The sequence below is a fragment of the Cognatishimia sp. F0-27 genome, assembly GCF_020667845.1.
Taxonomy (GTDB): Bacteria; Pseudomonadota; Alphaproteobacteria; order Rhodobacterales; family Rhodobacteraceae; genus JAFMPQ01.
Window position 1 is genome coordinate 67,550 of sequence record NZ_JAFMPQ010000012.1, and the last position, 23,132, is coordinate 90,681.

General features: G+C 63.0%; 22 protein-coding genes. 7 read left to right on the forward strand and 15 right to left on the reverse strand.

The features are described 5' to 3' along the window. Positions 1-175 precede the first annotated feature (175 nt). Positions 176-388, forward strand: a complete 213-nt coding sequence (locus J1C49_RS08555) for a DUF1127 domain-containing protein (protein ID WP_227445401.1) — start codon at positions 176-178, stop codon at positions 386-388. A 601-nt stretch (positions 389-989) separates the two neighbouring features. Here J1C49_RS08555 and J1C49_RS08560 read toward each other — a convergent pair. Next, a complete protein-coding gene (locus J1C49_RS08560) occupies positions 990-2,213 on the reverse strand; it encodes an acyl-CoA dehydrogenase (protein ID WP_227445446.1) in 1,224 nt (407 codons plus the stop codon). A gap of 123 nt (positions 2,214-2,336) precedes the next feature. On the opposite strand from J1C49_RS08560, the gene J1C49_RS08565 reads away from it, so the two are divergent. After that, positions 2,337-3,257, forward strand: a complete 921-nt coding sequence (locus tag J1C49_RS08565) for a LysR substrate-binding domain-containing protein (protein ID WP_227445402.1) — start codon at positions 2,337-2,339, stop codon at positions 3,255-3,257. A 45-nt stretch (positions 3,258-3,302) separates the two neighbouring features. Here the strand turns inward: J1C49_RS08565 and phoB are convergent, their stop codons facing one another. From phoB to J1C49_RS08620, 11 genes are all read right to left on the reverse strand, one after another. Beyond that, positions 3,303-3,998, reverse strand: a complete 696-nt coding sequence (gene phoB / locus J1C49_RS08570; RefSeq protein ID WP_227445447.1) for a phosphate regulon transcriptional regulator PhoB — start codon at positions 3,996-3,998, stop codon at positions 3,303-3,305. A gap of 9 nt (positions 3,999-4,007) precedes the next feature. Then, complete coding sequence (gene phoU / locus J1C49_RS08575; protein WP_227445403.1) at positions 4,008-4,757, reverse strand: phosphate signaling complex protein PhoU; 750 nt, start codon at positions 4,755-4,757, stop codon at positions 4,008-4,010. Between the two features lie 6 nt (positions 4,758-4,763). Beyond that, positions 4,764-5,561, reverse strand: a complete 798-nt coding sequence (gene pstB, locus J1C49_RS08580) for a phosphate ABC transporter ATP-binding protein PstB (RefSeq protein ID WP_227445404.1) — start codon at positions 5,559-5,561, stop codon at positions 4,764-4,766. Between the two features lie 72 nt (positions 5,562-5,633). Further along, positions 5,634-6,989: a phosphate ABC transporter permease PstA gene (pstA, locus tag J1C49_RS08585; RefSeq protein WP_227445405.1), complete on the reverse strand. Its 1,356-nt coding sequence runs from the start codon at positions 6,987-6,989 to the stop codon at positions 5,634-5,636. Then, entirely contained in the window at positions 6,986-8,449 is a 1,464-nt protein-coding gene (gene pstC / locus J1C49_RS08590) for a phosphate ABC transporter permease subunit PstC (protein WP_227445406.1), read from the reverse strand. Before pstC ends, pstA begins: the two co-directional genes overlap by 4 nt. Before the next feature lie 133 nt (positions 8,450-8,582). Beyond that, positions 8,583-9,620: a substrate-binding domain-containing protein gene (locus tag J1C49_RS08595; RefSeq protein ID WP_227445407.1), complete on the reverse strand. Its 1,038-nt coding sequence runs from the start codon at positions 9,618-9,620 to the stop codon at positions 8,583-8,585. A 207-nt stretch (positions 9,621-9,827) separates the two neighbouring features. Beyond that, the gene (locus J1C49_RS08600) at positions 9,828-10,886 is read right to left on the reverse strand and encodes a cell wall metabolism sensor histidine kinase WalK (RefSeq protein ID WP_227445408.1); all 1,059 of its coding nucleotides are present in this window, start codon (positions 10,884-10,886) and stop codon (positions 9,828-9,830) included. Between the two features lie 50 nt (positions 10,887-10,936). Beyond that, complete coding sequence (locus tag J1C49_RS08605) at positions 10,937-12,124, reverse strand: PLP-dependent aspartate aminotransferase family protein (protein ID WP_227445409.1); 1,188 nt, start codon at positions 12,122-12,124, stop codon at positions 10,937-10,939. A gap of 138 nt (positions 12,125-12,262) precedes the next feature. Then, complete coding sequence (locus J1C49_RS08610; RefSeq protein WP_227445410.1) at positions 12,263-12,784, reverse strand: gamma carbonic anhydrase family protein; 522 nt, start codon at positions 12,782-12,784, stop codon at positions 12,263-12,265. Beyond that, positions 12,781-13,446 (reverse strand): guanylate kinase, encoded by a 666-nt coding sequence (gene gmk / locus J1C49_RS08615; protein ID WP_227445411.1) that lies wholly within the window; start codon positions 13,444-13,446, stop codon positions 12,781-12,783. The genes J1C49_RS08610 and gmk overlap by 4 nt, the downstream gene beginning before the upstream one ends. Beyond that, positions 13,436-14,326 carry a YicC/YloC family endoribonuclease gene (locus J1C49_RS08620; protein WP_227445412.1) on the reverse strand — a complete coding sequence of 297 codons (891 nt, stop codon included), beginning with the start codon at positions 14,324-14,326 and terminating at the stop codon, positions 13,436-13,438. Before J1C49_RS08620 ends, gmk begins: the two co-directional genes overlap by 11 nt. Before the next feature lie 270 nt (positions 14,327-14,596). Here J1C49_RS08620 and J1C49_RS08625 point away from each other — a divergent pair, with 270 nt between their 5' ends. After that, a complete protein-coding gene (locus J1C49_RS08625) occupies positions 14,597-15,319 on the forward strand; it encodes a PAS domain-containing protein (RefSeq protein ID WP_227445413.1) in 723 nt (240 codons plus the stop codon). A 409-nt stretch (positions 15,320-15,728) separates the two neighbouring features. Here the strand turns inward: J1C49_RS08625 and J1C49_RS08630 are convergent, their stop codons facing one another. Further along, on the reverse strand, positions 15,729-17,099 hold the full coding sequence (locus J1C49_RS08630) for a class II 3-deoxy-7-phosphoheptulonate synthase (protein ID WP_227445414.1): 1,371 nt from the start codon (positions 17,097-17,099) through the stop codon (positions 15,729-15,731). A gap of 265 nt (positions 17,100-17,364) precedes the next feature. Here J1C49_RS08630 and J1C49_RS08635 point away from each other — a divergent pair, with 265 nt between their 5' ends. Further along, a complete protein-coding gene (locus J1C49_RS08635; protein WP_227445415.1) occupies positions 17,365-18,393 on the forward strand; it encodes a GlxA family transcriptional regulator in 1,029 nt (342 codons plus the stop codon). Then, complete coding sequence (locus J1C49_RS08640; RefSeq protein ID WP_227445416.1) at positions 18,390-18,896, forward strand: GNAT family N-acetyltransferase; 507 nt, start codon at positions 18,390-18,392, stop codon at positions 18,894-18,896. The genes J1C49_RS08635 and J1C49_RS08640 overlap by 4 nt, the downstream gene beginning before the upstream one ends. A gap of 39 nt (positions 18,897-18,935) precedes the next feature. Here J1C49_RS08640 and J1C49_RS08645 read toward each other — a convergent pair whose 3' ends face one another. Beyond that, complete coding sequence (locus J1C49_RS08645; RefSeq protein ID WP_227445417.1) at positions 18,936-19,373, reverse strand: hypothetical protein; 438 nt, start codon at positions 19,371-19,373, stop codon at positions 18,936-18,938. Positions 19,374-19,514: 141 nt separating this feature from the next. Then, positions 19,515-20,657: a PQQ-dependent sugar dehydrogenase gene (locus J1C49_RS08650; RefSeq protein WP_227445418.1), complete on the reverse strand. Its 1,143-nt coding sequence runs from the start codon at positions 20,655-20,657 to the stop codon at positions 19,515-19,517. 174 nt (positions 20,658-20,831) lie between these two features. Between J1C49_RS08650 and J1C49_RS08655 the strand changes: the two genes are divergently transcribed. Beyond that, positions 20,832-22,028 (forward strand): ABC transporter substrate-binding protein, encoded by a 1,197-nt coding sequence (locus J1C49_RS08655; RefSeq protein ID WP_227445419.1) that lies wholly within the window; start codon positions 20,832-20,834, stop codon positions 22,026-22,028. Between the two features lie 130 nt (positions 22,029-22,158). Further along, positions 22,159-22,938: an ABC transporter ATP-binding protein gene (locus J1C49_RS08660; protein ID WP_227445420.1), complete on the forward strand. Its 780-nt coding sequence runs from the start codon at positions 22,159-22,161 to the stop codon at positions 22,936-22,938. Positions 22,939-23,132: the final 194 nt, after the last annotated feature.

The window sequence follows — 23,132 nt, forward strand, 5'->3', positions numbered from 1 at the left end:
GCCTTGTCGAGCGCGGCGAGATGGCGCCGCGCAACACGTGCGTCATGGCCCAAACAAAACCTTGAAGCCGGCTTCGAGATAAAAAACGCATCAAAACCCGCGCTGTGTGAACCGCTTCACAGAGATGGGGCGCGAAGACTGTCAGAACGGTGTCATCAACAAACGGAGATACCCCATGCAACAGTCAATCGCTCCCAACGCCACCTCGGCAGCCACCCTTTTCGTTGAACCCTCCAGCCAGCCGGTATTCGGAAAGATCGGCTTCTGGATCGCCCGGGCCCGCCAGCGCCGCATGCTGTCGACTCTCGACCGCGCCCGGCTTGACGATATCGGCGTCAGCCCCGCAGAGGCAATGATCGAAGCGGCCAAACCCTTCTGGAAAGACTAGGGTCAGGGCACATAGTTTCGCGACGCGACACGGGTGGCGCGCGGAATTCGGGTTTCTGCGGCTGGCGGTCTCATCCGATCCGCCAGCCGCAGACTGTCGAAGGCTCGGTGTTCAATCGGATGATGTGGCCCGCAACGAAGGGATCGGTCTCCCTAGCAATCTCTTCGGGGTGGTCGAGGCAGGCGCCTTGCGGGCCCGCGTGGCATATGTGCAGTCCGTGCCAGCGCAAGCAAAGAACACAAGAAGTCGATCTGACCGCCGCCGGGTGCCCATGCGTGCCCGGCGCGGTCCATGATTCCTTACCGCCTTTTGTCCCGCTATCTGTCCAACTGGATCGCGTGACCGTTCTGGCCGGGCCTGTTTTGGGCGGTCAGCTGTTGGTCCTCGGTTTCGATGGCGGGCACGTTCCTCTTGCGGGGCCTTGTGCCACGCACCACAGGCGTCTGAACGCTTCTCGTCGCTCTGTGCCAGGTGTTTGGCTGGAACTCCACATGAAAACGCCCGCTTGGCGCAAGTTACTTTCGCGATCAGAGAGTTCAGATGAGAACGGGCCACCCTGACAGGATGGCCCGACCCGTGTGATCGTCGATCGTGTCTCGCGTCAGAAAAACGCTTGCAGGCCGGTTTGGGCGCGTCCGAGGATCAACGCGTGAACGTCATGCGTGCCCTCGTAGGTGTTGACCGTTTCAAGATTGACCATGTGCCGGATCACCTGGAATTCCGCGGAAATCCCGTTGCCGCCATGCATGTCCCGCGCCATTCGCGCGATATCGAGCGCCTTGCCGCAATTGTTGCGTTTCATGATGGAGATCATCTCCGGAGCGGCATTGGCCGCATCCATCAGACGCCCCACCTGCAACGAACCTTGCAGTCCCAGCGCGATTTCCGTCTGCATATCGGCGAGTTTTTTCTGGAACAGCTGTGTCTGGGCCAGCGGCTTGCCGAATTGCTTGCGGTCCAGACCATAGGTGCGCGCGGCGTGCCAGCAGAATTCCGCAGCCCCCATGACCCCCCAGCTGATGCCGTAGCGGGCGCGGTTGAGACAGCCGAACGGTCCTTTCAGCCCCTGCACATGCGGCAAGAGCGCGTCCTCGCCAACCTCGACACCATCCATGACGATCTCGCCGGTCACGGATGCGCGCAGGCTGAGCTTGTTGCCGATCTTGGGCGCGGACAGGCCTTTCATGCCTTTTTCGAGCACAAATCCGCGAATCTTGCCGTCATGGGCATCCGACTTGGCCCAGACCACAAAGACATCCGCGATCGGGCTGTTCGAAATCCACATCTTGGAGCCGGTCAGACGATAGCCGTCAGAGGTTTTCACGGCACGGGTTTTCATCCCGGCGGGATCCGATCCGGCATCCGGTTCGGTCAGGCCGAAACAGCCGATCCACTCACCGCTCGCCAGCTTGGGCAGGTATTTCTTGCGCTGCTCTTCGGATCCGTAGGCATAGATCGGATACATCACGAGGCTCGATTGCACCGACATCATCGAGCGGTATCCACTGTCGACGCGCTCGATTTCCCGCGCCACAAGCCCGTAGCTGACATAGCCCGCACCGATCCCGCCATATTCCTCGGGCACTGTCACACCGAGCAGACCCATTTCACCCATTTCCCGGAAGATCTCCGGTTCAACGGTTTCGTTCTGAAAGGCGTCGATCACCCGGGGCTGAAGCTTTTCCTGTGCAAAGGCCCGCGCGCCCTCGGCCAGCATGCGTTCTTCCTCGGAGAGCTGATCTTGCAGGCGGAACGGGTCCTCCCAGTCGAACTGTCCCAGATCGGGGGCGTCTTTTGCTTTCAGACTTGGTTTGACTGAGGACATCTCGTTCATCGGGGTCATCCTTTGTTCCAGCGCGTCCGATATGGAAGCGGCGTTGCGCAGCGTATACCTTGCGCAGGACGCATGGTAAAACGACATTATTGCAAGAATACATGAGGAAACCGCATGAAAGAGCCCCTAAGCTTGGCCCGGCGCACCCTGCCGCCGCTGCCTGCCCTGCGCGCATTGGAAGCGCTGGATCGTTTGGGCAGTGCCACGGCCGTGGCCGAAGAGCTCGATCTCACGCAATCAGCCGTGTCGCGCCAGCTCAAGACGCTTGAGGCGCAACTGGGCGTGACCCTGTTCCTGCGCGACAGGCGCGCCTTGCGGCTGACGCCGCAAGCCCGTGATTTTGCCGCCACTTGCCGGGATGCGCTGGACCGGATTGCACAAGGGGCGCTTGCTCTGCGGCTGGATCCCTCCGGCGGCGCGCTGCACCTGGCGATCCTGCCGAGTTTTGGCATGCGCTGGCTTGTGCCACGCCTGCCGGATTTCGCGCGCCGTCACCCGGATGTCACCGTGAACATGACAACCAAACTGCGCCCCTTCGCCTTTGCCGACGCGCCCTATGATGCGGCGATCCATTTCGGCTCCCCCGATGCCTGGCCGGGCACACGCCATCTCCGGCTCATGCCCGAGCGGGTGCGCCCGCTGGCCGCCCGCGCCCTGTTGCCTGACGGGCCGGTGTCGCTTGAGGCGCTTGCGCGGTTGCCGCTGCTGCATATTCAGACGCGGCCCGATGCCTGGAAGACTTGGTTTACGGCGCAAGGGGTCGATCCCGGCCCCCTGCCCGGCACCAGTTTTGACCAGTTCACCACCATCCTGCAGGCCGCGATCCACGGTCTCGGCATCGCGCTTCTGCCTGACTACCTTTCCGAAACGGACCGTGCCAGCGGCGCGCTGGTGCCCGCGGCAGACAGCGCTCCGATGACCTTGGGCGCCTACCACCTCATCTGGCCGGATGACCGGCCAGCCTCGGCAGCGTTGACAGCCTTCCGCGACTGGCTCGCCCTGATCACAGAAGACGAGGATGCCCTGCCCCGCTGATCACTGTGCGAGGGCCGGAGCGCCCGGCATCCCAGCCCGGCGGGATCAGCCGAGCGCGTAGCCGGCGCCGCGCACCGTGCGCACCGGATCGCTGCCACCATGCTGGCCCAGCGCCTTGCGAAGCCGCCCGATATGCACATCCACGGTGCGGGTATCGACATAGATGTCGCGCCCCCAGACCCGGTCGAGCAACTGATCCCGTGTCCAAACGCGACCGGGCTTCTCCATGAAGGTCGAGAGCAGCCGAAACTCCGTCGGCCCGAGCTTGAGTTCGGTGCCGGCACGGGTCACGCGATGGGTTTCGCTGTCGAGCACGATATCGTCGAATTCCAGACGGATCCCGGCGGTCGAAGGACGCGCTCGCCGCAGCTGGGCACGGACCCGTGCCATCAGCTCCAGAACCGAATAGGGTTTGACCACGTAATCATCCGCCCCCGTCTCGAGCCCGCGCACCCGGTCCACTTCTTCGGATCGGGCGGATAGCATGATGACAGGTGTGCTGCGCGTTTCGGGTCTCGTCTTGATCTGCCGGCAGATCTCGATCCCCGACACGGTCGGAAGCATCCAGTCCAGAACGATGATGTCTGGCTGTTCTTCCTCGACGAGCAACAGCGCCTCTTCGCCATCCGCGGCACAGGCAACGCGAAACCCTTCCGCTTCGAGATTGTAGCCCAGGACCTCGCGCTGTGCGCGCTCGTCTTCAACCACGAGAACCAGCGGTTGCCCGGTCTGTGCTCCCATGCCCATGGATCAGGTCTCCTGCGGCGTGTCGAAAGGCGGCGTTTTGCTCAGGCGCGGATCGCTCGATGTCCGGTCGGCCTTCTCGCGCGCCTCTTCCGGTTTGGCACCGGAGGTCAGGAACACCACCTGCTCCGCAATCGCGGTGACATGATCCCCCATGCGTTCCATGTTCTTGGCGATGAAATGCAGGTGCATGCAGGGCGTGATATTGCGCGGATCTTCCAGCATGAAGGTCAGGAATTCGCGGAACAGGGTGTTATACATCTGGTCCACATCCCGATCGCGCGCGATCACATCGAGCGCGAGCACCTCATCGCGCTGAATATAGCTGTCGAGCGCGTCCTTGAGCATCAGCTCGACCTCACGCGCCATGCGACGCAGCGAGGTCGCCGTGCCGCCGATCGCCGGCATGGTCACCAGAACCGACGTCCGCTTGGCCATGTTCTTGGACAGGTCTCCGATCCGTTCGAGATTGGCCGACATGCGCATGACCGACAGGATCACCCGCAGGTCGATCGCCGTGGGCGCACGCAGCGCGATAACCCGTGCCGCCTCCTCGTTGAGGCTCTCTTCGAGCGCGTCGATGGCCTTGTCGCCCGCCCGCACCTTTTCGGCGAGCTCTTCGTCACGGGTCTCGAGCGAGGTCGCCGCCCCCATGATGGCGGCCTCCACCAGCCCGCCCATTTTCATGATCTGGGCCTGAATGCCTTCAAGGTCGCGATCAAACGCAGAGGAGATATGTTGCGTCAGCTTGTCCATGATGCCTTATCCGATCCGACCGGTGATGTAGCTTTCGGTCCGCTTGTCTTCGGGGTTGGTGAAGATCTGTCCGGTCTCGCCGAATTCCACCAGATGGCCGAGATGGAAGAACGCCGTCTTCTGGCTCACACGGGCGGCCTGCTGCATGGAATGCGTGACGATCACGACGGAGTAGGTCTGGCGCAGCTCGTCGATCAGCTCTTCGACCTGGGCCGTTGCAATCGGGTCGAGGGCGGAACAGGGTTCGTCCATCAAGAGCACCTCCGGCTCCGTGGCCACCGCGCGGGCGATGCACAGGCGCTGCTGCTGCCCGCCGGACAAGCCGGTGCCGGGCGCGTGCAGGCGGTCCTTGACCTCGTCCCAGATGGCGCCACGGCGCAGGGCGCGTTCCACGATCTCGTCAAGCTCGGCCTTGTTCTTGGCCATGCCGTGGATCTTGGGACCGTAGGCAACATTGTCATAGATCGACTTGGGGAACGGGTTCGGCTTCTGAAACACCATCCCCACCTTGGCGCGCAGCTGAACGGGGTCGACGCGCTTGTCGTAGATATCGTCGCCGTCAATCGTGATGCGGCCTTCCACGCGGCAGATGTCGATCGTGTCGTTCATCCGGTTCAGGCAGCGCAGGAAGGTCGACTTGCCACAGCCCGACGGCCCGATGAAAGCAGTCACGGTCTTGTCCTGAATGTCCACGTCCACGTCCTTGATGGCGTGGTTGTCGCCGTAGAACACCTGAACATCTCGGGCGGAAATCTTTACGTCGTCCACAGCGGCCTCTCTTCTCGTCAGGGGGGCGTCATACATTGTCTGTCCCTTTCTTGCCAGAGCGGGGCCGGCATGGGCATCGGGTAAAACGGGATGGCAGTCGGGGCCGGATCACCAGCGCCGTTCGAACCGCCGCCGCAGCAGGATGGCGATCAGGTTCATGGTGAGCAGGAACACCAGAAGGATGATGATCCCGCCCCAGGCGCGCTCGTAATAGGCCGGATCCGCGCGCTTGGCCCATTCGTAGATCTGTGCGGGCATGGCGGAGTTGGGATCCATGAACCCCGACACGAATCCGTCCGGGTAGTTTGTCGCGATATAGCCGACCATCCCGATCAGAAGCAGCGGTGCGGTTTCGCCGAGCGCCTGGGCCAGGCCGATAATGGTCCCCGTGAGAATGCCGGGCATGGCCAGCGGCAGCACATGGTGGAACACCGCCTGCATCTTCGACGCTCCCACGCCAAGAGCCGCGTCCCGGATCGAGGGCGGCACCGATTTGAGCGAGGCGCGTGTCGAGATGATGATCGTCGGCAAGGTCATCAGGGTCAGCACCAAGCCCCCGACAATTGGCGCCGATTGCGGCAGATGCGCGAACTGGATGAACACCGCCAGACCGAGGATACCGAACACGATCGACGGCACGGCGGCGAGGTTCGAGATATTGACTTCGATCAGGTCGGTAAACCGGTTTTGTGGCGCAAATTCCTCCAAGTAGATCGAGGCCGCCACCCCGATGGGCAGTGCGAGGACCAGCACCACAAGCATCATGAAGAAGGACCCAAGCATCGACACCCCGAGACCTGCGGATTCCGCGCGGCTTTCCGACGCGTCAGACCCGAAGATGAAGGAGGTGTTGAATTGCTTGGCGATGACCCCGGCGCTCACCAGCGCGTCGGTCAGATCGAGATGCTCGGCGTCGATATTCTTGTCACGCGCGACGTCTTCGCGAAACACCCGATCCTTGAGATAGCCATCCACGCGCGACGCGGCGAGAATGCGGAACTCTACCGTCTCGCCGATCCGGTCGGGGTTGGCGATCACAAAGTCGCGCACCTGCGCCGCCGCAGAAGCCGAGATTAGCGCTTTCATGTCCTTTGCGCTGTCCAGCGGGGTTTCGATGTTGCGCGATGTCACCTCCTCGAACACGGCATTCTGGATCAGTGGCGTATAGCCAAAGGTCGAGACCTTCCGGATGTCGTCCGGATCGCGGTTCCCGGCCTTGTCGAGCTTGGCCGGATCGAGAAAGACCTGCGTGGTGATGAAGGTCTGCTGGAAGGCGGACAGCCCGTTCCCGAGGATCGAGGTCAGCAACACCACGAGGAAAAACAGGCCCGCGCAGATCGCCGCAACCCCATAAAGGCGGAACCGCTTTTCGGCGGCGTTGCGTTTGGCGGTGTGGGCATCCGTCTCCATCAGCGAGCGCCGGGCGCGCGGGCTGGCGGCGGGGGCGAGGCTTGCGTCGCTCATTCGTATTGCTCCCGATATTTGCGCACGATGCTGAGTGCGAGAACGTTGAGCCCAAGGGTGATGATGAAGAGCGTCATCCCAAGGGCAAAGGCCACCAGCGCCTCGGGCGAGGCGAAGTCCGCATCTCCGGTCAGCTGGCTGACAATCTTGGCCGTGACGGTGGTCATGGCTTCAAACGGGTTGAGGCTCAGGCGGGCGGCGGCCCCTGCCCCAAGCACAACGATCATGGTTTCGCCGATGGCCCGCGACGCCGCCAGCAGGATTGCCCCCACGATGCCCGGGAGGGCGGCGGGGATCACCACTTGGCGGATCGTTTCCGACTGTGTCGCGCCAAGCCCGTAAGACCCGTCGCGCATCGCCTGCGGCACGGCATTGATGATGTCATCGGAAAGCGATGAAACGAACGGGATGAGCATGATCCCCATCACAAGCCCCGCCGTCATGACCGCGGTGCCGGCCTGCATCCAGTTCAACCCGTCGCGGCCAAACGCGCTCAGCAAAAGCGGCCCCACCGTCAACAGCGCAAAAAGGCCGTAGACGATGGTCGGGATGCCGGCGAGGAGCTCCAGCGTCGGCTTGGCAAAAGCCCGGACCTTGGACCCGGCATATTCGCTGAGATAGATCGCTGCGAACAGTCCGATCGGGACGGCCACAAGCAAGGCGATCAACGAGATATAGAGCGTCCCCCACAAGAGCGGCCAGATGCCGAGCTCCGACCCGCCGCCGAAGCTTGGCGACCATGTCAGGGAGCCAAAGAAATCCGACGCCGGGTAGATCCGGAAGAACTCCACCGTGTTGAAGATCAGCGAAAAGACGATTCCCACCGTGGTGAGGATCGCAATGGACGCCGCAAACAGCAGCATCGCGCGCACGCCCTGCTCGACCACGTTGCGGGCACGGAACTCTGCAGTGGTTTGGCGGAGCGCCCAACCCATCCCCGCAAGAGCCAACAGCAGCACCGCAACCGTCATGGCGGCATCGCCAACCCCCGACAGCGACCGGTATGACTGGGCGGCGGCGAGCACTGTCGGATCCACATCAGAGCCGAGTGCCACACCCGCCTGCGCAAGGACCCCCCGCACATCCGTGGCACCGGCTTCGATCGCGGCAGCGTTCGTTTCGGAGATGATCCCCTGCGCCACGGCAAGATCCAGACCATCGGCCACACGGCGCACATCCGACATCACGAGGGCAAGCGTGCTGTCTTCGCTCACGGCGGTATCGGGCAACGCACCCGCGATCTGGGTATTCATCCAGATGGGCTGAACGATCAGCCAGACAAACAGCAGCGCGAAAGCCGGCGTCAGAACCTTCAGAGCGGCGTTCCAACCATAATAATTCGGCAGGCTGTGCAGGTGGCGCCGATCTCCGTCAACAGCCGCAAGCGCCCGCCCCCGGGCGAGGACGAAGCCGACGGCTGCAACCGCGACAATCAGTAGTGACAGCCAGAAAACAGGCATGTGACCCCCAGACGAAAGCCCCCCGATACGGGAGGCCAATTGCGATAAATGTCCTAAAAGGAATGCGGAGCGGCGAAATATGCCGCTCCGTTTCTTGGTGTCCGGATCGTGAAACGGGATCCGTCGGAGGCGCTTACATGCCTTCGCCCATGGTCTCTTCGGCTTCGATCATGGCTTGTGTGGCGGCAAGCTCGGGGTCGGAGACGAGACCGTATTCTGCAAGCGGACCATCTGGGCCAGCGATCTCATCGGCCACAAAGAAGGATGCAAACTCCTTCAGGCCGGGGATCACGCCGATATGCGCCTTCTTGATGTAGAAGAAGAGCGGACGCGACACCGGGTATTCGCCGGTCGAGATGGTCTCGGTCGAGGGCGCGACGCCGGACATGGTGGCAACCTTCAGCGTGTCGGTGTTGTTTTCGTAGAACGCGAGCCCAAAGACGCCAACACCTTCGGAATTGCTGTCGATGCGCGCGAGGGTCTCGGTGTAGTCGCCGTCGATATCCACCGACTTGCCGTCCGTGCGGACCGACATGCAGGCATGCTCTGCGTCATCTTCGCTCATGCCGCCGTCGATCATCGCCTGCATCGCGCCCGTGTCTTCGCAGCCCTGAAGCAGCACCTTTTCTTCAAAGACTTCGCGGGTGCCGTGCTTTGTGCCGGGGATGAAGGCCGCGATCTCGACCGCCGGCAGGTCGGCGTTCACGTCGGCCCAGGTCATGTTCGGGTTGGCCACGATCTCGCCATCCACGACGATGTTTTCGGCAAGCGCAAGGAACCAGTCGGAAGGCTCGAAAGCGACAAAGTCCGGGCCGTCGATCTGGCTGGCAAAGACAATGCCGTCATAGCCGATGCGCACTTCGATGATGTCGGAAACGCCGTTTTCAGCACAGACCGCGATTTCCCGCTCGCGGATCGCACGGGAGGCGTTGGCGATGTCGATGGTGTTTTCGCCCACGCCTTCACAGAAGCGCTTGAGGCCGGCCGAGGAGCCGCCGGATTCCACGACCGGTGTCGGGAACTCGAAGTTCTCACCAAAAGCTTCGGCCACGATTGACGCGTAAGGCAGCACGGTCGACGAGCCGGCAACCTGCACATTGTCGCGCGCGGCGGCGGTGGTTGCAGACACGGCCGCGATGGCCAGTGCAGAAACGGACAATTTGACGGACATGGGTCCTCCTGAAATGTCAGATCCGATCATCCCCACGATGATCTTCATGGGGCGGTCTATGGCCGCTGAGCAATGGTTTTGTGACAGCCACGTAACAGGTTTATGACAATGCGGGGCGCGTGTGGAATTTTGCGGAAATCTCGCCAGATTTGATCGCAAATATCTGATTTTATTCAGATATGATTTCTGCGCTGACGTAACGTCAGATCATGCGGACTCCGTGCCGGCCTGATCAACCGGCAGGATCACGACAAAATTGCTGCCCTCGCCGGGTGTGCTCTCGATTCTCAATCGCCCCCGGTGCCGCCCGATGATATGTTTTACGATCGCCAGCCCGAGCCCTGTGCCACCCGCTTCGCGCGACCGGTGCATGTCGACCCGGTAGAACCGTTCCGTCAGGCGGGGGATGTGGTGCGGATCGATCCCCGGCCCGGTGTCCTGGACGCTGACGCGGACCCCTTCGGCCCGCAATCCCGGCTCGTAAGCCGGAGTGTTCAGCGTCACGCAGACCCGCGCGCCGGCCCCGGAATACTTGATCGCGTTCTCGGTCAGGTTGGTCAGCACCTGGCGTAGCTGATCGCCATCGCCGGTGATCATGACCGGCGCTTCCGGCGTGAGGCTCTCCATCGAGACGGACGCTTTGCGGGCCACATCTTCAAGCCCGTGCCTCACGGAGTTCACCAGGGCGGCAAGGTCAATCCGGGTGGTCGGACGCACGCGCTCTTCTGCCTCGACCCGGCTGAGCGACAGCAAATCATCCACCAGCCGCGTCATCCGCGCCGCTTCCGTGGCCATGATCCCGAGAAACCGCTCACGGGCCGCCGCATCATTTGCCGCGGGGCCTTTGAGGGTTTCGATGAATCCGATCAACGCGGTCAATGGCGTGCGCAGCTCGTGGCTGACATTGGCAACGAAATCGCGGCGTATCTGACCGGCTTCCTCCACCGCGCTGACATCGGTGAAGGTGACCAGAACGGCCGGATGCGCCATGAGGCTGAGCGGCCGGATGGAGACCGCATAGGTCGTCGCACGCACCGCGTCACCGGCCAGATACTGTGCCTGCCGTGCGCTGCCGCCTTGCAGCACCGCCTCAATCGCGTCGAGCAATGCCGGTTGGCGCAATGCAGTGATGAAATGGCGCCCCGACAGCGATTTTCCGAGCAAGCCCTCCCCGGCCGCATTGATGGCGGCGATGCGTTCATCGGCCCGGATCAGCAGAGCCGGAAGCGGTATGGCCTCGACAACTTCATCGGCGATCAGCGTCATCGGGGCGGTCCTTGTCCTGTCCAGCTCTGTTTTGCCCGTGCCGTCACGGTTTAGCCGGATTGCGTCGTTTCTGCCGCCGCACGCAGACCGGCATCGAATTCGGCAAGCAGCGCATCGGGCTCCTCCAGCCCGACAGAGACACGGAAGAACCCTTCGGTCATACCCAGAGAGGCCCGTTGCGCTTCGGTCATGGCGCGGTGAGAGGATGATGCAGGATGCGACAGCGTGGTGCCGACATCGCCCAGCGTCGGCGCAAAGGCGATGCCCGCAGCGCCGCGCGCAAAGGCATTGGCCGCGGCGCGACCGCCCGCGATTTCGAAGCTGACCATGTTGCAACCGTGGCCCTTCAGAAGCCCTTGTGCCCGCGCGGCATCGGGGTGGTCGGGCCGGGTGGGATACAGCACACGGGTCACGCCCGGTTTTCCGGCGAGATGCGCCGCAAGCCGTTCCGCCGTGGTCTCCGCGCGGTCAAAGCGCAGATCGAAGCTCATCATGCCGCGCTCCGCCAGCCAGCAATCAAACGGGCTTGCGGTCATCCCGGTGGTGACTGCAAAGACCCGCATGGCATCCATCAGCGCGGGATCGCTGGCACAGACCCAACCAAGCGTCACGTCGGAATGCCCCGCAAGGAGTTTTGTGACGGAATGCAGCACGATATCGGCACCATGCTCCGCCGGGCGAATGCCGCGCGGCGTGGTGAAGGTGTTGTCCACCACGAGCAACACGTCATGCGCCTTGCAGACGGCCGCGATTCCGTCGAGATCGGCCACCCGCAGCGTCGGGTTTGAGACGACCTCGATCAGCACCAAGCGGGTCTCCGGACGGATTGCCGCCGCGATCGCTTGCGCATCGGTGGGATCGGCCAGCGTGGTGGTGATACCGAGACGCGGCAAGTCCTCGTTCATCAGGCGCAGTGACCGTCCATAAAGCTGGTTGCCCCCCACCACGTGATCCCCGGCGCGACACAGCCCCATGAGCACCGCCGTGACCGCAGCCATACCGGATCCGACAGCCATACCGCCCCGCATGCCTTCAAGGGCGTCGATCCGCTGTGCCAGCATGTCGGCATTGGGGTGGCCTTCGCGCGCATAGGTATACCCTGCCCCGCCGCCCTCATATTGCGCATCGAGCGCATCGGGATCATCGGCGGCATAGACAACCGACGGCATGATCGGCGTGCCAACCATGCGGGAGCGGCCCAGTTCGGGCACGACGGGACGTTGAAGGGTGGGTTTCATGCTCTCTCCGTTAAGACGGGCGCAGATCGGCCCGGCATCTGTATGAGGTGAAAAGCGTCGGCACGCGCGCAGCGCGATGGCGCGCCGCCTGCGCCGGCGAGCCCGACGCGGCGCGTGCCGCACGGTCTCTGGGTCTCGTCAGAGCGGTTTGAGCCCCGCTGCAAAGCGACGGGCGTTTTCCTGATAATGCTCTGCGGAGCGGGTCAACCCGGCGATCGCGTCCTCATCGAGCTGTCGCACCACTTTGCCGGGCATGCCCATGACCAGACTGCCATCGGGGATTTCCTTGTTTTCGGTGATCAGTGCCCCCGCGCCGATGAGGCAGTTCCGGCCAATCCTGGCCCCGTTCAGGATCGTCGCCCCCATGCCAATAAGGCTGTTGTCGCCGATGGAACACCCATGCAGCATGACCTTGTGGCCAATGGTGCAGTTGCGACCGACAGTGAGCGGACAGCCCGGATCGGTATGGCACACGACGTTTTCCTGAATGTTGGAACCGGCGCCGATCCGGATCGTCTCGTTGTCGCCACGGATCGTAACGCCGAACCAGACGCTTGCCAGCTCTTCGATGACGACATTGCCGATCACGGAACTGCCCGGGGCGATCCATGCGGTGTCGGCGACTTCGGGGCGCAGCCCGTCCAAAGCATATAGGCTCATGGTGTTTCCTCGAATTCCGATTGCAACCCGCGCACGTGGGCCATCAGCGAAGGCTGTTGAAGGCGGCGCAATCGGGTTGCGGTCACGATTGTCTTGAGATCGTCGAATGTCTTGTCGAGATCGTCATTGACGAGCACGTAGTCATAGCTGCCCCAATGGCTGATCTCGTCCCAGCTTTTCTGCATCCGTTTGGCGATTGTGTCAGCGCTGTCTTGGCCGCGGCTTTCCAGACGGCGACGCAGTTCGGCGATGGATGGCGGAAGGATGAAGATCGACAGCGTATGCACGCCAAGCGCAGAATTGACGATCTGTTGCGCGCCCTGCCAGTCGATATCGAAAAGCACATCACACCCGGCATTGATCGCGCGTTCCACCGGCGCGCGGGGTGAGCCGTAGAAATTCCCGAAGACATGGGCGTGTTCAAGCATCCCGTCCTCCGCGACCGAGCGTTTGAACTGCTCCTCGGACAGGAAATGGTAGTGCTCGCCATCCTGCTCTCCCGGACGCGGCGCGCGGGTTGTGGCGGACACGGAAAATGTCAGTGACGGATCCCATTCCAGAAGCCTGCGCGACAGGGTCGACTTGCCGGCGCCCGAAGGCGAACTGAGAATGATCAGCAAGCCACGGCGCAGCTGTGCGCCACGTGTCTCGTTATTCGACATTGGCGACCTGCTCCCGCATCTGATCAATAACCGTTTTCAAGGCGAGACCGACACGCGTCAGCGCAGGGTCCGCGGCCTTGGAACATAAGGTGTTGGCTTCGCGATTGAATTCCTGCGTGAGAAATTCGAACTTGCGACCGACGGCGCCGGCGGCGCGCAGCAGGTCACGGGCCGCCGCGATATGGGCCCGCAGCCGGTCGAGCTCTTCCGTGATGTCGGCCTTCACCGCGATCAGCGCCAATTCCTGCGCCAGCCGCTGATCATCCACACCATCGGAGGCATTCAGGATCTTGTCCAGCTGGGCCCGCAGTCGCGCGGGCTGCGCGGTGGCCCGCGCCTCGGCCAAAGTCACCGCCTCCGAGACCAATGCCTCCACCGAGTCGATCTGAGCGTGCAGAAGATGCGCCAGACGCGCGCCTTCACTCTTGCGCATGTCCACGAAAGACGCCAGCGCCCGGTCGTAATCCGCAAGAAGCGCGTCCCGCAACGCCGCGTCGTCGGGTCGCGCGGGTTCGGCGCTCATCATGCCGCGAAGCGCAACGATGTCGGCCGCATTGGCGGGCGCCAGCGACAAACCGCGATCCAGCGCGCTCTGTTCGATGCGCGCCATGGCGTCGAGCACCGCTGCAAGATACGCCTCGTCGAGATGCGCCGCGCTTTCGTCCGTCTGCGCGGAGAGTTTGAGAGTGATCTGGACATTGCCACGCTTGAGCGCCTTGGCGGTGCGGGCGCGGATCTCGGCCTCCAGACCGTCGATGCCATCAGGCAGGCGCAGCCGCAGGTCGAGACCTTTGCCGTTGACGCCGCGCAATTCCCACGTCCAGGCATGGCCGGCGTGTTCGCCCTGCGCGGCGGCAAAACCTGTCATGGATTGGCGCATTCCGGAGTGTCCCCTGTGGCTTGAGCCTCGTGCTAATGACTTGTGCCGATCAAGGCAAGCCATCGGCGCAGTCGCCCCCGGACGCGACTTCGATGCGGCGCAACCCGCCATCATGACCCGACATGTCTCAAACAGACGTTAACCACGAGACAGGAAATGCAGAGAAATCTGCGCGCAATTTTGCTAGTTAAGAACTTAGTAACGAAGATTGTGCAGCTTGGGACCGGATGGGTGTCCAGATGCGCTGTCTCTGAAAACGGAGCGATGATCATGCTGGGCGGAGGTGGAAACGGTCGCGATGTGGTGTCCATGACAGAACGGGAAAAAGAGCGGCGGCTCGCGTCCCTGCGGCTGGTAGAGGCTTATTGGCACGCCTTGTGCGGCGTCGACCAAGTGCCCCTGCGCAGCGAGGTGGACCCGCGCGGTATGGAAGACGCGCTGGAGCACGCATTCCTGATCGAGCGCATTGCGCCGAGCATGGCCAAATTCCGCGTGGCGGGGTCTCACGTCAACGATCTGATGGGCATGGCGGTGGCCGGAATGCCGGTTTCGACCATCATCGCTCCTGACAATCGCGACAAGTTCGGTGAAGCCATTGAACGGCTTTTCGGGGACCCGGCGATCATTCATCTCGACCTCGTCGGCGAAGGCGGTTTTGGCAAGCCGAGCATGACCGCCCATGCGGTGCTGATGCCGCTGCGCTCCGATTTCGGGGATGTCACACGCGGGCTGGGCGCCATTGTCAGCCATGGCTCGATCGGCCGCGCACCGCGACGCTTTCGGGTCGAGCGGTTCAAGGTGACCCACGCTCTGCGCCGGACGCCGCAAGACGCGCTCGCCACCCCACGGCCCGAAGCCGCCTCCGGGCCGCTGCTTCCCATCGTCAACAGCACGCCGCCTCACAGCGACAAGGCGCGCGGATTCGCAGAAGACCAGGCAGGGTTTCAACCAAGGGGGCGCAGGCATTTGCGCCTGGTGGTCTCGAACGACTGACGACCCGAACGACTGGTGATCCGGGGGACTACTGACCGGGAAAACCGACAACCCGACCGACTGACGACCGGGACGACCGGTGATCCGGGCGACTGACGATCCGAACGATTGGCGACCCGAACGACTGTTGATCCAGGCGACAGGCGACCCGAACAACCGACAACCCGGACAACTGCCGATCCGGGCGGCGGCATCACGCTTGCTTCGACAGACGCAGACCACCGTGGACGGACGACGCACCACGCCTGCCCGAATTCTCAAGGGAGAACCCCGCTTCACAGGGCCTTGAGCCAGCCGGTGCCGTATGCGCCGCCAAATCCCAAAACGCAAAAACCCCGCGCCCTTCAGAGAGAGGCGCGGGGTTTTCTGGCTTGTGTTCACGCGTTCGGGCGGCGTTCCGCCCGGCCGCTTACGCAGTCGCCTGCTGGGCGTGGGCTTCGCGGCGCTTGGTCAACTCTTCAGCCACGAGGAAGGCCAATTCAAGCGATTGCGATGCGTTAAGGCGTGGGTCACACGCGGTGTGGTAGCGCGCAGAGAGGTCTTCGTCCGTCACCGCATGGACGCCGCCGGTGCATTCGGTCACGTCCTGACCGGTCATCTCGAAATGCACCCCGCCGGGGATAGTGCCTTCCGCGGCATGGATACCAAAGAATTCCTGCACTTCCCGCAGCACGCTGTCGAAGGGTCGCGTCTTGTAGCCGGTGGAAGACTTGATCGTGTTGCCATGCATCGGATCACAGCTCCAAACCACGTTGGCGCCCTCTTCCTGCACCGCCTTGATGAGGGGCGGCAGGTGCTCGGCCACCGTGCCTGCACCAAACCGCGCGATCAGCGTCAGCTTGCCCGCCTCGTTCTCCGGGTTCAGCTTGGGCATCAGCACCTTGAGGTCTTCGGCGGTGGTGGTCGGGCCGCATTTGAGGCCGATCGGGTTCATCACACCGCGTGCGAATTCCACATGCGCGCCGTCGGGCTGCCGCGTGCGGTCGCCGATCCAGATCATGTGGCCAGACCCGGCCAGCCACTTGCCCGAGGTCGAATCCATCCGCGTCAGGGCTTCTTCATACTCCAGCAACAGCGACTCGTGGCTGGTGTAGAAGCTGACGGTCTTCAGAGCGGAAGTGCCGTCGCTGTCCACGCCGGCGGCTTTCATGAAGTCGAGCGTGTCGGAGATCCGATTCGCCATGTCGCGGAAGCGCGCGGCCTTCTCGCTCTCGGTGAAGCCAAGCGTCCAGCTGTGCACTTGGTGCACATCGGCATAGCCGCCGGTCGAAAAGGCACGCAGCAGGTTCAGCGTTGCGGCGGCTTGGGTGTAGGCCTGAAGCATCTTGTTCGGATCGGGGATGCGCGCCTCTGGCGTGAAGGCCAGATCGTTGATGATATCGCCACGGTAGCTGGGCAGTTCCACCCCATCCACGGTTTCCGTGGGCGCCGAGCGCGGCTTGGCAAACTGACCGGCCATGCGGCCCACCTTGACGACCGGCACCTTGGCGCCGAAGGTCAGGATCATGGCCATTTGCAGCATCACCTTGAAGGTGTCGCGGATGCCGTTGGCGCTGAACTGGTCGAAACTCTCGGCGCAATCGCCGCCCTGCAACAAAAAGGCCTCGCCGCGCGATGCGGCCGCAAGCTCATGCTTGAGCCGGCGCGCCTCTCCGGCAAAGACGAGCGGCGGATACTGCGTCAGCTGTGCCTCGACGGCATTCAGCGCGGCGGCGTCCGTATAATCGGGCATCTGAACCCGCGGCTTATTGCGCCAGGTCGATTTCTGCCACTCGGTCATTGTCTTGTCTCCGGTCCCTTGAGGCCCTGCGCTTCCAGATGGCACCCACACGCGCGCAGGGCCGCGCGTGAGCGATAACGGACACCATCCTTAGCCAATCCGGTCAGCGGTGACCAGAGGGGGATTGCCGCGCAGGTCACCAAAGCTCCGCTCTTGACGCATCTGGCCCCTTCTGACCATCTGGACATGGGCGTAACCGCTCACCTGTTGACGATTCCTGTTCCCCGCCCCGGATCCGGGGGGAGGCTACCACACAAGGACCCTCATGCTGCCTCCGACACAGCGTCAGATCGTCGAAATCGACACGGCACCCGCGAAACCCCGCCGGTTCGTGTTTGTGCTCATGCCCGATTTCACGATGCTGTGCTTTTCGGCGGCCGTGGAAGCGTTGCGGATTGCCAACCGCATGGCCAACAAGCCGCTCTATGAGTGGGTGATCACCGGTGAAGCGGAGATGGACGACGGCCGGCCCGGTGTGGTGCGCTGTTCGGCGGGTGTGTCCTTCGCGCTCGATATGGTTCTGCCGGAACTCAACCGTGACGACACCGTGATGTTGTGCAGCGGGCTCGACGTGCAGCAAGCCACGACGAAGCGGATGCTCAACTGGCTGCGCCGGGAAGCGCGGCGCGGGATCCCGATCGCGGGGCTTTGCACCGCCGGTTACACGCTGGCCAAGGCCGGCTTGCTCGACGGTCGCAAGGCGACCATCCATTGGGAGAACCAGGACGGCTTCACCGAAGAATTCGATGAGGTGGAGCTGACCAAGTCGGTTTTCGTGATCGACGGAAACCGGATGACAACGGCGGGCGGCACCGCCTCCATCGACCTGTTTCTCAAGCTGATCGCCAATGATCACGGTGAGGAGTTGGCCTCGTCGGTGGCCGATCAGCTGATCTACAGCGCAATCCGCACCGACCAGGACACGCAGCGCCTCTCTGTGCCGACGCGGATCGGCGTGCGGCATCCCAAGCTGAGCCAGGTGATCCAGAAAATGGAAGCCAATATCGAGGAGCCGATCAGCCCCTCGATCCTCGCGGCGGATGTCGGCATGTCGACGCGCCAGCTCGAACGGCTGTTCCGCCGCTATCTCAACCGCTCGCCCAAGCGCTACTACATGGAGTTGCGGTTGCAGAAAGCCCGCAACCTGCTGATGCAGACCGACATGAGCGTCATCAACGTGGCCCTGGCATGCGGCTTTGCCTCCCCGTCGCATTTCTCCAAATGCTACCGGGCGCATTATGAAACCACGCCCTATCGCGAGCGCGGCGCGCATGCCTCGCGCCTGTCGGTGTGATTCGCACGGAGCGGCTGGTTCTGCGCCCGGCCCGTCCAGACGATCTGGACCCGATGCACGCCATTTTCACCGATCCGCGCGCCATGCGCTACTGGGACCGCCCGCCGCATACAAGCCTGGCCGAAACGGAGCGCGTGGTCGATCATCTGGTCAAGGCGCCGCTGGATCTGCGCGAAGAGTATGTGCTCGAACGGGAGGGGCTCTGCATCGGCAAGGCCGGTGTCTGGCGCAAGCCGGAGCTTGGCTACATCCTGCATCCCGACCACTGGGGCCAGGGTCTGGCGCATGAAGCGTTGCGCGCCATTCTGCCGCGTGCGTGGGCCCGCTGGCCGGACATGCAGGTGATGACCGCGGAGCTCGATCCGCGCAATGTCGGGTCAGTCCGGGTGCTGGAAAAGCTCGGCTTTACATGCGTACGCGTGGCCGAAAAGAACTTCCTCTATGGAGGCATCGAGTGGACGGACACGGGCTATTACGCATTGCGGCGCCCCCCCGGGCGCTGACCCGGCGCCCCTGCCCTGGCGGACACCCGAAAGCGCCGATCAGAAGCGGGACATGATCGAGGTGATGTTCGAGTTCAGGGAGAAATTGATCACCACGAATGCATCGCCGCGCTCGTGCAGGATGGCGTAGTAGTAGACGTAGTTCTCGCCGATCCAATACATCCGCCCTTCCTGCGAGATCCCGCCGCCCAGATCCTCCTGACGGAACACGGTCTGGTTGGTAAAATCGCGTGGATAAAGATTCAGAAACTGCTGGTTGATCTGGGCGATCTGTTCCGACGTGTATTCATCGGCCCCACCGAGTTGCACGATCAGACCGGAAAAATCCCGTGATCGTATCGTGCGATCCACATAGGCGGAATAGCTGGCGTAGTCTTGGAAGATGTTGGCGCGATCCTGCGCGGCAGCCGCTTTCGGCAAGGCGAATAGCACTGCAACGGCGATGGTCGCGGCGTAAAGACAAAGCAATGGGCGCATCAAAAGCTCCTGTGACACAGTGGCGTTACTGTGCCAAAGACACCGTGCCGCGCCTAGTTGTTTTTACGCCGGGCCCGGTTGCCGGCTATTCGAACCCTACCGAAGCAGCGGCCGCCGGACCGCGCATGTGCCAAGCGGCCTTTACCCGTTGGTGTCGGGTGCGAGACGGTAAAGCGCGCCATGGCCCACGCTGAGGAACCACAATGCACCGTCCGGACCTTGCCGCACGTCGCGCACGCGCAGCGTTTCGGGCCCCGAGATCTGCTCGACCTCGGTCAGGGGATCTCCGTCGAGACGCGCGATGTAGTCGAATTTCAGCGAGCCCACAAAGGCGTTCCCGTCCCAGTCGGCCACAACGCCATCGTAAAACGTCATGCCGGAGGGCGCGATGGACGGGTCCCAGTAGTGCACCGGCTGCTCCATACCCGCCTGTTCGCGACCGATCCCGATGGATGACCCATCATAATTCACCCCATAGGCAATGACCGGCCATCCGTAATTGGCGCCCTTTTCGATGCGATTCACCTCGTCGCCACCGCGTGCGCCGTGTTCGTTGACCCAAAGCTGGCCAGAGGCATCAAACGCCATGCCTTGCGGGTTGCGATGACCATAGGACCAGATTTCACCCTGCGCGCCCGACGTGTCCACAAAGGGATTGTCTGCGGGCGCGTCGCCGTTTCGGTCGATGCGCAGCACGGAGCCATTGTGCATCGACAGGTCTTGCGCCTGGTCGGGGTTGCCGCGGTCGCCCACCGTCACGAACAGATAGCCGTCCGGGCTCTCGACGATCCGGGAGCCAAAATGAAAACCGCCGCCGGTGCCGCGGGCGATGGCAAAGATCGTCTCGCCGTCTTCCAGCCGGCTGCCGTCCTGTGACAGCGTCGCGCGATACACCGCAGTGCCATTGCCGCGCAGGAACTGGTCGCGGGCAAATGTGAAAAAGATCTCGCGTGTCTGCGCAAAGTCGGAGGGGATCAGGATGTCGAGCAGGCCGCCCTGCCCGTCCACGGAAATATCCGGCAGCCCGCCGATCTCGCGCGTTTCGCCATCCTTGACGGACAACAGCCGCCCACCCCGTTCCGTCACGAGAATCGTGCCGTCCGGCAGCCACCCGAAGGACCACGGCGCATCGAGGTCTTCCACCACGGATGTCACGGTCATCGGCCCCGCCATCGTCTCGATCGGATCTGCCGTGGCAGCCGTGGCAAAGGCCACAGATAGGGCCGCTACGGGACCAAAGAGGGTGCGGCTCGAAAAAACGGTGCGCGGGCCGGAATGTGGCATCATCAACTCCTTTTGCTTGCTTGGCATATGGGGGGCAATGACGCCGCGGCAAGGGGATGGGATGGTGCAAAACCACTGTCGCAAGGCGCTGAGAGGTCTTTTCATTTCTCCGGGCGTGGCCTACTTTCGTCGCACATAAGTCAACCCGTTCAGGGTACAATCAGGGAGAATGAAATGAAACATCTGCTCGCCGCGACAGCGACTGCAGCGCTTGCCACCTCCGCGGCTTTTGCAGCCGGTCACGCGACCGAAGTAAAGCTTGGTGTGCTGCTCAGCTTCACAGGGCCCATCGAAAGCCTGACCCCGGCCATGGGCGCCGGCGCGGAAATGGCGATGGCCGAAGTGTCCGGGAACGAGAACTTCCTTGGTGGCTCGACCGTCGTTCCGGTGCGCGGCGACGCGACCTGCGTTGACGCGGCCGCAGCAACCGCTGCCGCCGAACGGCTTGTCACCGACGAAGGCGTCAAAGGCATCATGGGCGCGGATTGTTCCGGCGTGACCACCGCCGTGCTGGCGAATGTCGCCGTGCCGAACGGCGTGGTGATGATTTCCCCGTCGGCCACCTCGCCGGCGCTTTCAACCGCAGAAGACAACGGCTTGTTCTTCCGCACGGCGCCCTCCGATGCGCGCCAGGGCGAAGTGCTGGCAAACATCCTGCGCGAGAAGGGCATGGGCGAAGTCGCCGTGACCTACACCAACAACGACTATGGCAAGGGCTTTGCGGACGCGTTTCAGGCGGCGTTTGAGAACGCGGGCGGCACCGTGACCCTGTCGGCCGCGCATGAGGACGGCAAGGCGGACTATGCCGCCGAAGTCGGCTCGCTTGCCTCGGCCGGTGGCGATGCGCTTGTGGTTCTGGGCTATGTGGATCAGGGCGGCGCTGGCATCATCCAGGGCGCGCTCGACAGCGGCGCGTTCGACATGTTCGCGCTGGGTGACGGCATGATCGGCGACTCGCTCACCGATACGTTCGGCGCCGATCTTGACGGCACCATCGGCACGGCCCCGGGCTCCGACAACGAGGGCGGTGCGCTGTTCCAGGAAATGGCCTCCGCCGCCGGCATCGACGGCACCTCGGTCTATGCGGGTGAAAGCTATGACGCGGCGTCGCTGATCCTTCTGGCCATGGCCGCAGCAGGCAGCGCCGAGCCCGGCGACTATGCCTCCAAGATCGAAATGGTGGCCAACGCGCCCGGCGAGGTGATCCTGCCCGGTGAGCTTGGCAAGGCGCTTGAGATCATCGCAGGCGGCGGCGACGTCAACTTCGAAGGCGCGTCCGGGATCGAGCTTGTCGGTCCGGGCGAAGCCGGTGGCTCCTATGCGGAATACGCGATCCAGGATGGTGCGCTGACCGTTGTTGGCTATCGCTAAACGCTTGAGAAACCTGTAACATGATGCGGCGCGGGGCCATCAACCCTGCGCCGTTTCGATACAATGATGCGCGTCTTCAGGCGGCTTCGAACGCCGCCCGGGGCGCGCGCCATTCTGGGGGAGCTTTGACGTGATCCGGGTAGAGACCCTGCACCGCCATTTTGGCGGCTTTCGTGCCGTTGATGGCGCAAGCCTTGAAATCGAAACCGGGTCGATCACCGGGCTCGTCGGCCCGAATGGCGCGGGAAAGACAACGCTTTTCAACGTGATCGCCGGCGCACTTCCACCGACATCCGGCCGGGTGTTCATGGATGACGAAGACATCACCGGCCTGCCGCCACATGCGCTTTTCCACAAGGGCCTGTTGCGGACGTTCCAGGTCGCGCATGAATTTGCCTCCATGACCTGCCGCGAGAATTTGATGATGGTGCCGGGCGGGCAATCCGGCGAAAGCCTCTGGAACGCGTGGTTTCACCGCGCGCGGATTGCACAGGAAGAGGCGAGCCTTCTCAAGCGCGCGGATGAAGTTCTTGATTTCCTGACGATTTCTCATCTTAAGGACGAGCGGGCGGGCAATCTTTCGGGCGGTCAGAAGAAGCTTCTCGAACTGGGCCGCACGATGATGGTGGACGCCAAGATCGTGTTTCTGGACGAGGTCGGCGCGGGTGTGAACCGCACGCTCCTCAACACGATCGGCGACGCCATCCTCCGGCTCAACAAGGAACGCGGCTACACGTTCTGCATGATCGAGCACGATATGGATTTCATCGGGCGTCTGTGTGATCCGGTGATCGTGATGGCCGAGGGCAAAGTGCTTTCCAAGGGAACGATCGACGAGATCAAGGCCGATGAGGCGGTAATCGAGGCCTATCTCGGCACCGGTCTGAAGAACAAGGAGGCGGTGTCTTGAGGCGGCGTTTCGGCCCGGAAACCGGGCATGCACAGTCCATGCACATTGCATGCACAAACCATGCGCATGATCCATGCGGCGCGCTGGCCGTCAAGCGCGGCGCATCAGGGGGCGCTGCCCCCGTCCCTGCGGGACTCCCCCGGGATATTTCAGGCCCAAAGAAGCCGGGGGCGCGGCGCGCTCGGGCGACCGGC

Coding starts and splice junctions, on each gene's coding strand:
- J1C49_RS08555 (WP_227445401.1), top strand. CDS start 176: ATGCAACAGTCAATCGCTCCCAACGCCACCTCGGCAGCCACCCTTTTC.
- J1C49_RS08560 (WP_227445446.1), bottom strand. CDS start 2,213: ATGTCCTCAGTCAAACCAAGTCTGAAAGCAAAAGACGCCCCCGATCTG.
- J1C49_RS08565 (WP_227445402.1), top strand. CDS start 2,337: ATGAAAGAGCCCCTAAGCTTGGCCCGGCGCACCCTGCCGCCGCTGCCT.
- phoB (WP_227445447.1), bottom strand. CDS start 3,998: ATGGGAGCACAGACCGGGCAACCGCTGGTTCTCGTGGTTGAAGACGAG.
- phoU (WP_227445403.1), bottom strand. CDS start 4,757: ATGGACAAGCTGACGCAACATATCTCCTCTGCGTTTGATCGCGACCTT.
- pstB (WP_227445404.1), bottom strand. CDS start 5,561: ATGTATGACGCCCCCCTGACGAGAAGAGAGGCCGCTGTGGACGACGTA.
- pstA (WP_227445405.1), bottom strand. CDS start 6,989: ATGAGCGACGCAAGCCTCGCCCCCGCCGCCAGCCCGCGCGCCCGGCGC.
- pstC (WP_227445406.1), bottom strand. CDS start 8,449: ATGCCTGTTTTCTGGCTGTCACTACTGATTGTCGCGGTTGCAGCCGTC.
- J1C49_RS08595 (WP_227445407.1), bottom strand. CDS start 9,620: ATGTCCGTCAAATTGTCCGTTTCTGCACTGGCCATCGCGGCCGTGTCT.
- J1C49_RS08600 (WP_227445408.1), bottom strand. CDS start 10,886: ATGACGCTGATCGCCGATGAAGTTGTCGAGGCCATACCGCTTCCGGCT.
- J1C49_RS08605 (WP_227445409.1), bottom strand. CDS start 12,124: ATGAAACCCACCCTTCAACGTCCCGTCGTGCCCGAACTGGGCCGCTCC.
- J1C49_RS08610 (WP_227445410.1), bottom strand. CDS start 12,784: ATGAGCCTATATGCTTTGGACGGGCTGCGCCCCGAAGTCGCCGACACC.
- gmk (WP_227445411.1), bottom strand. CDS start 13,446: ATGTCGAATAACGAGACACGTGGCGCACAGCTGCGCCGTGGCTTGCTG.
- J1C49_RS08620 (WP_227445412.1), bottom strand. CDS start 14,326: ATGCGCCAATCCATGACAGGTTTTGCCGCCGCGCAGGGCGAACACGCC.
- J1C49_RS08625 (WP_227445413.1), top strand. CDS start 14,597: ATGCTGGGCGGAGGTGGAAACGGTCGCGATGTGGTGTCCATGACAGAA.
- J1C49_RS08630 (WP_227445414.1), bottom strand. CDS start 17,099: ATGACCGAGTGGCAGAAATCGACCTGGCGCAATAAGCCGCGGGTTCAG.
- J1C49_RS08635 (WP_227445415.1), top strand. CDS start 17,365: ATGCTGCCTCCGACACAGCGTCAGATCGTCGAAATCGACACGGCACCC.
- J1C49_RS08645 (WP_227445417.1), bottom strand. CDS start 19,373: ATGCGCCCATTGCTTTGTCTTTACGCCGCGACCATCGCCGTTGCAGTG.
- J1C49_RS08650 (WP_227445418.1), bottom strand. CDS start 20,657: ATGCCACATTCCGGCCCGCGCACCGTTTTTTCGAGCCGCACCCTCTTT.
- J1C49_RS08655 (WP_227445419.1), top strand. CDS start 20,832: ATGAAACATCTGCTCGCCGCGACAGCGACTGCAGCGCTTGCCACCTCC.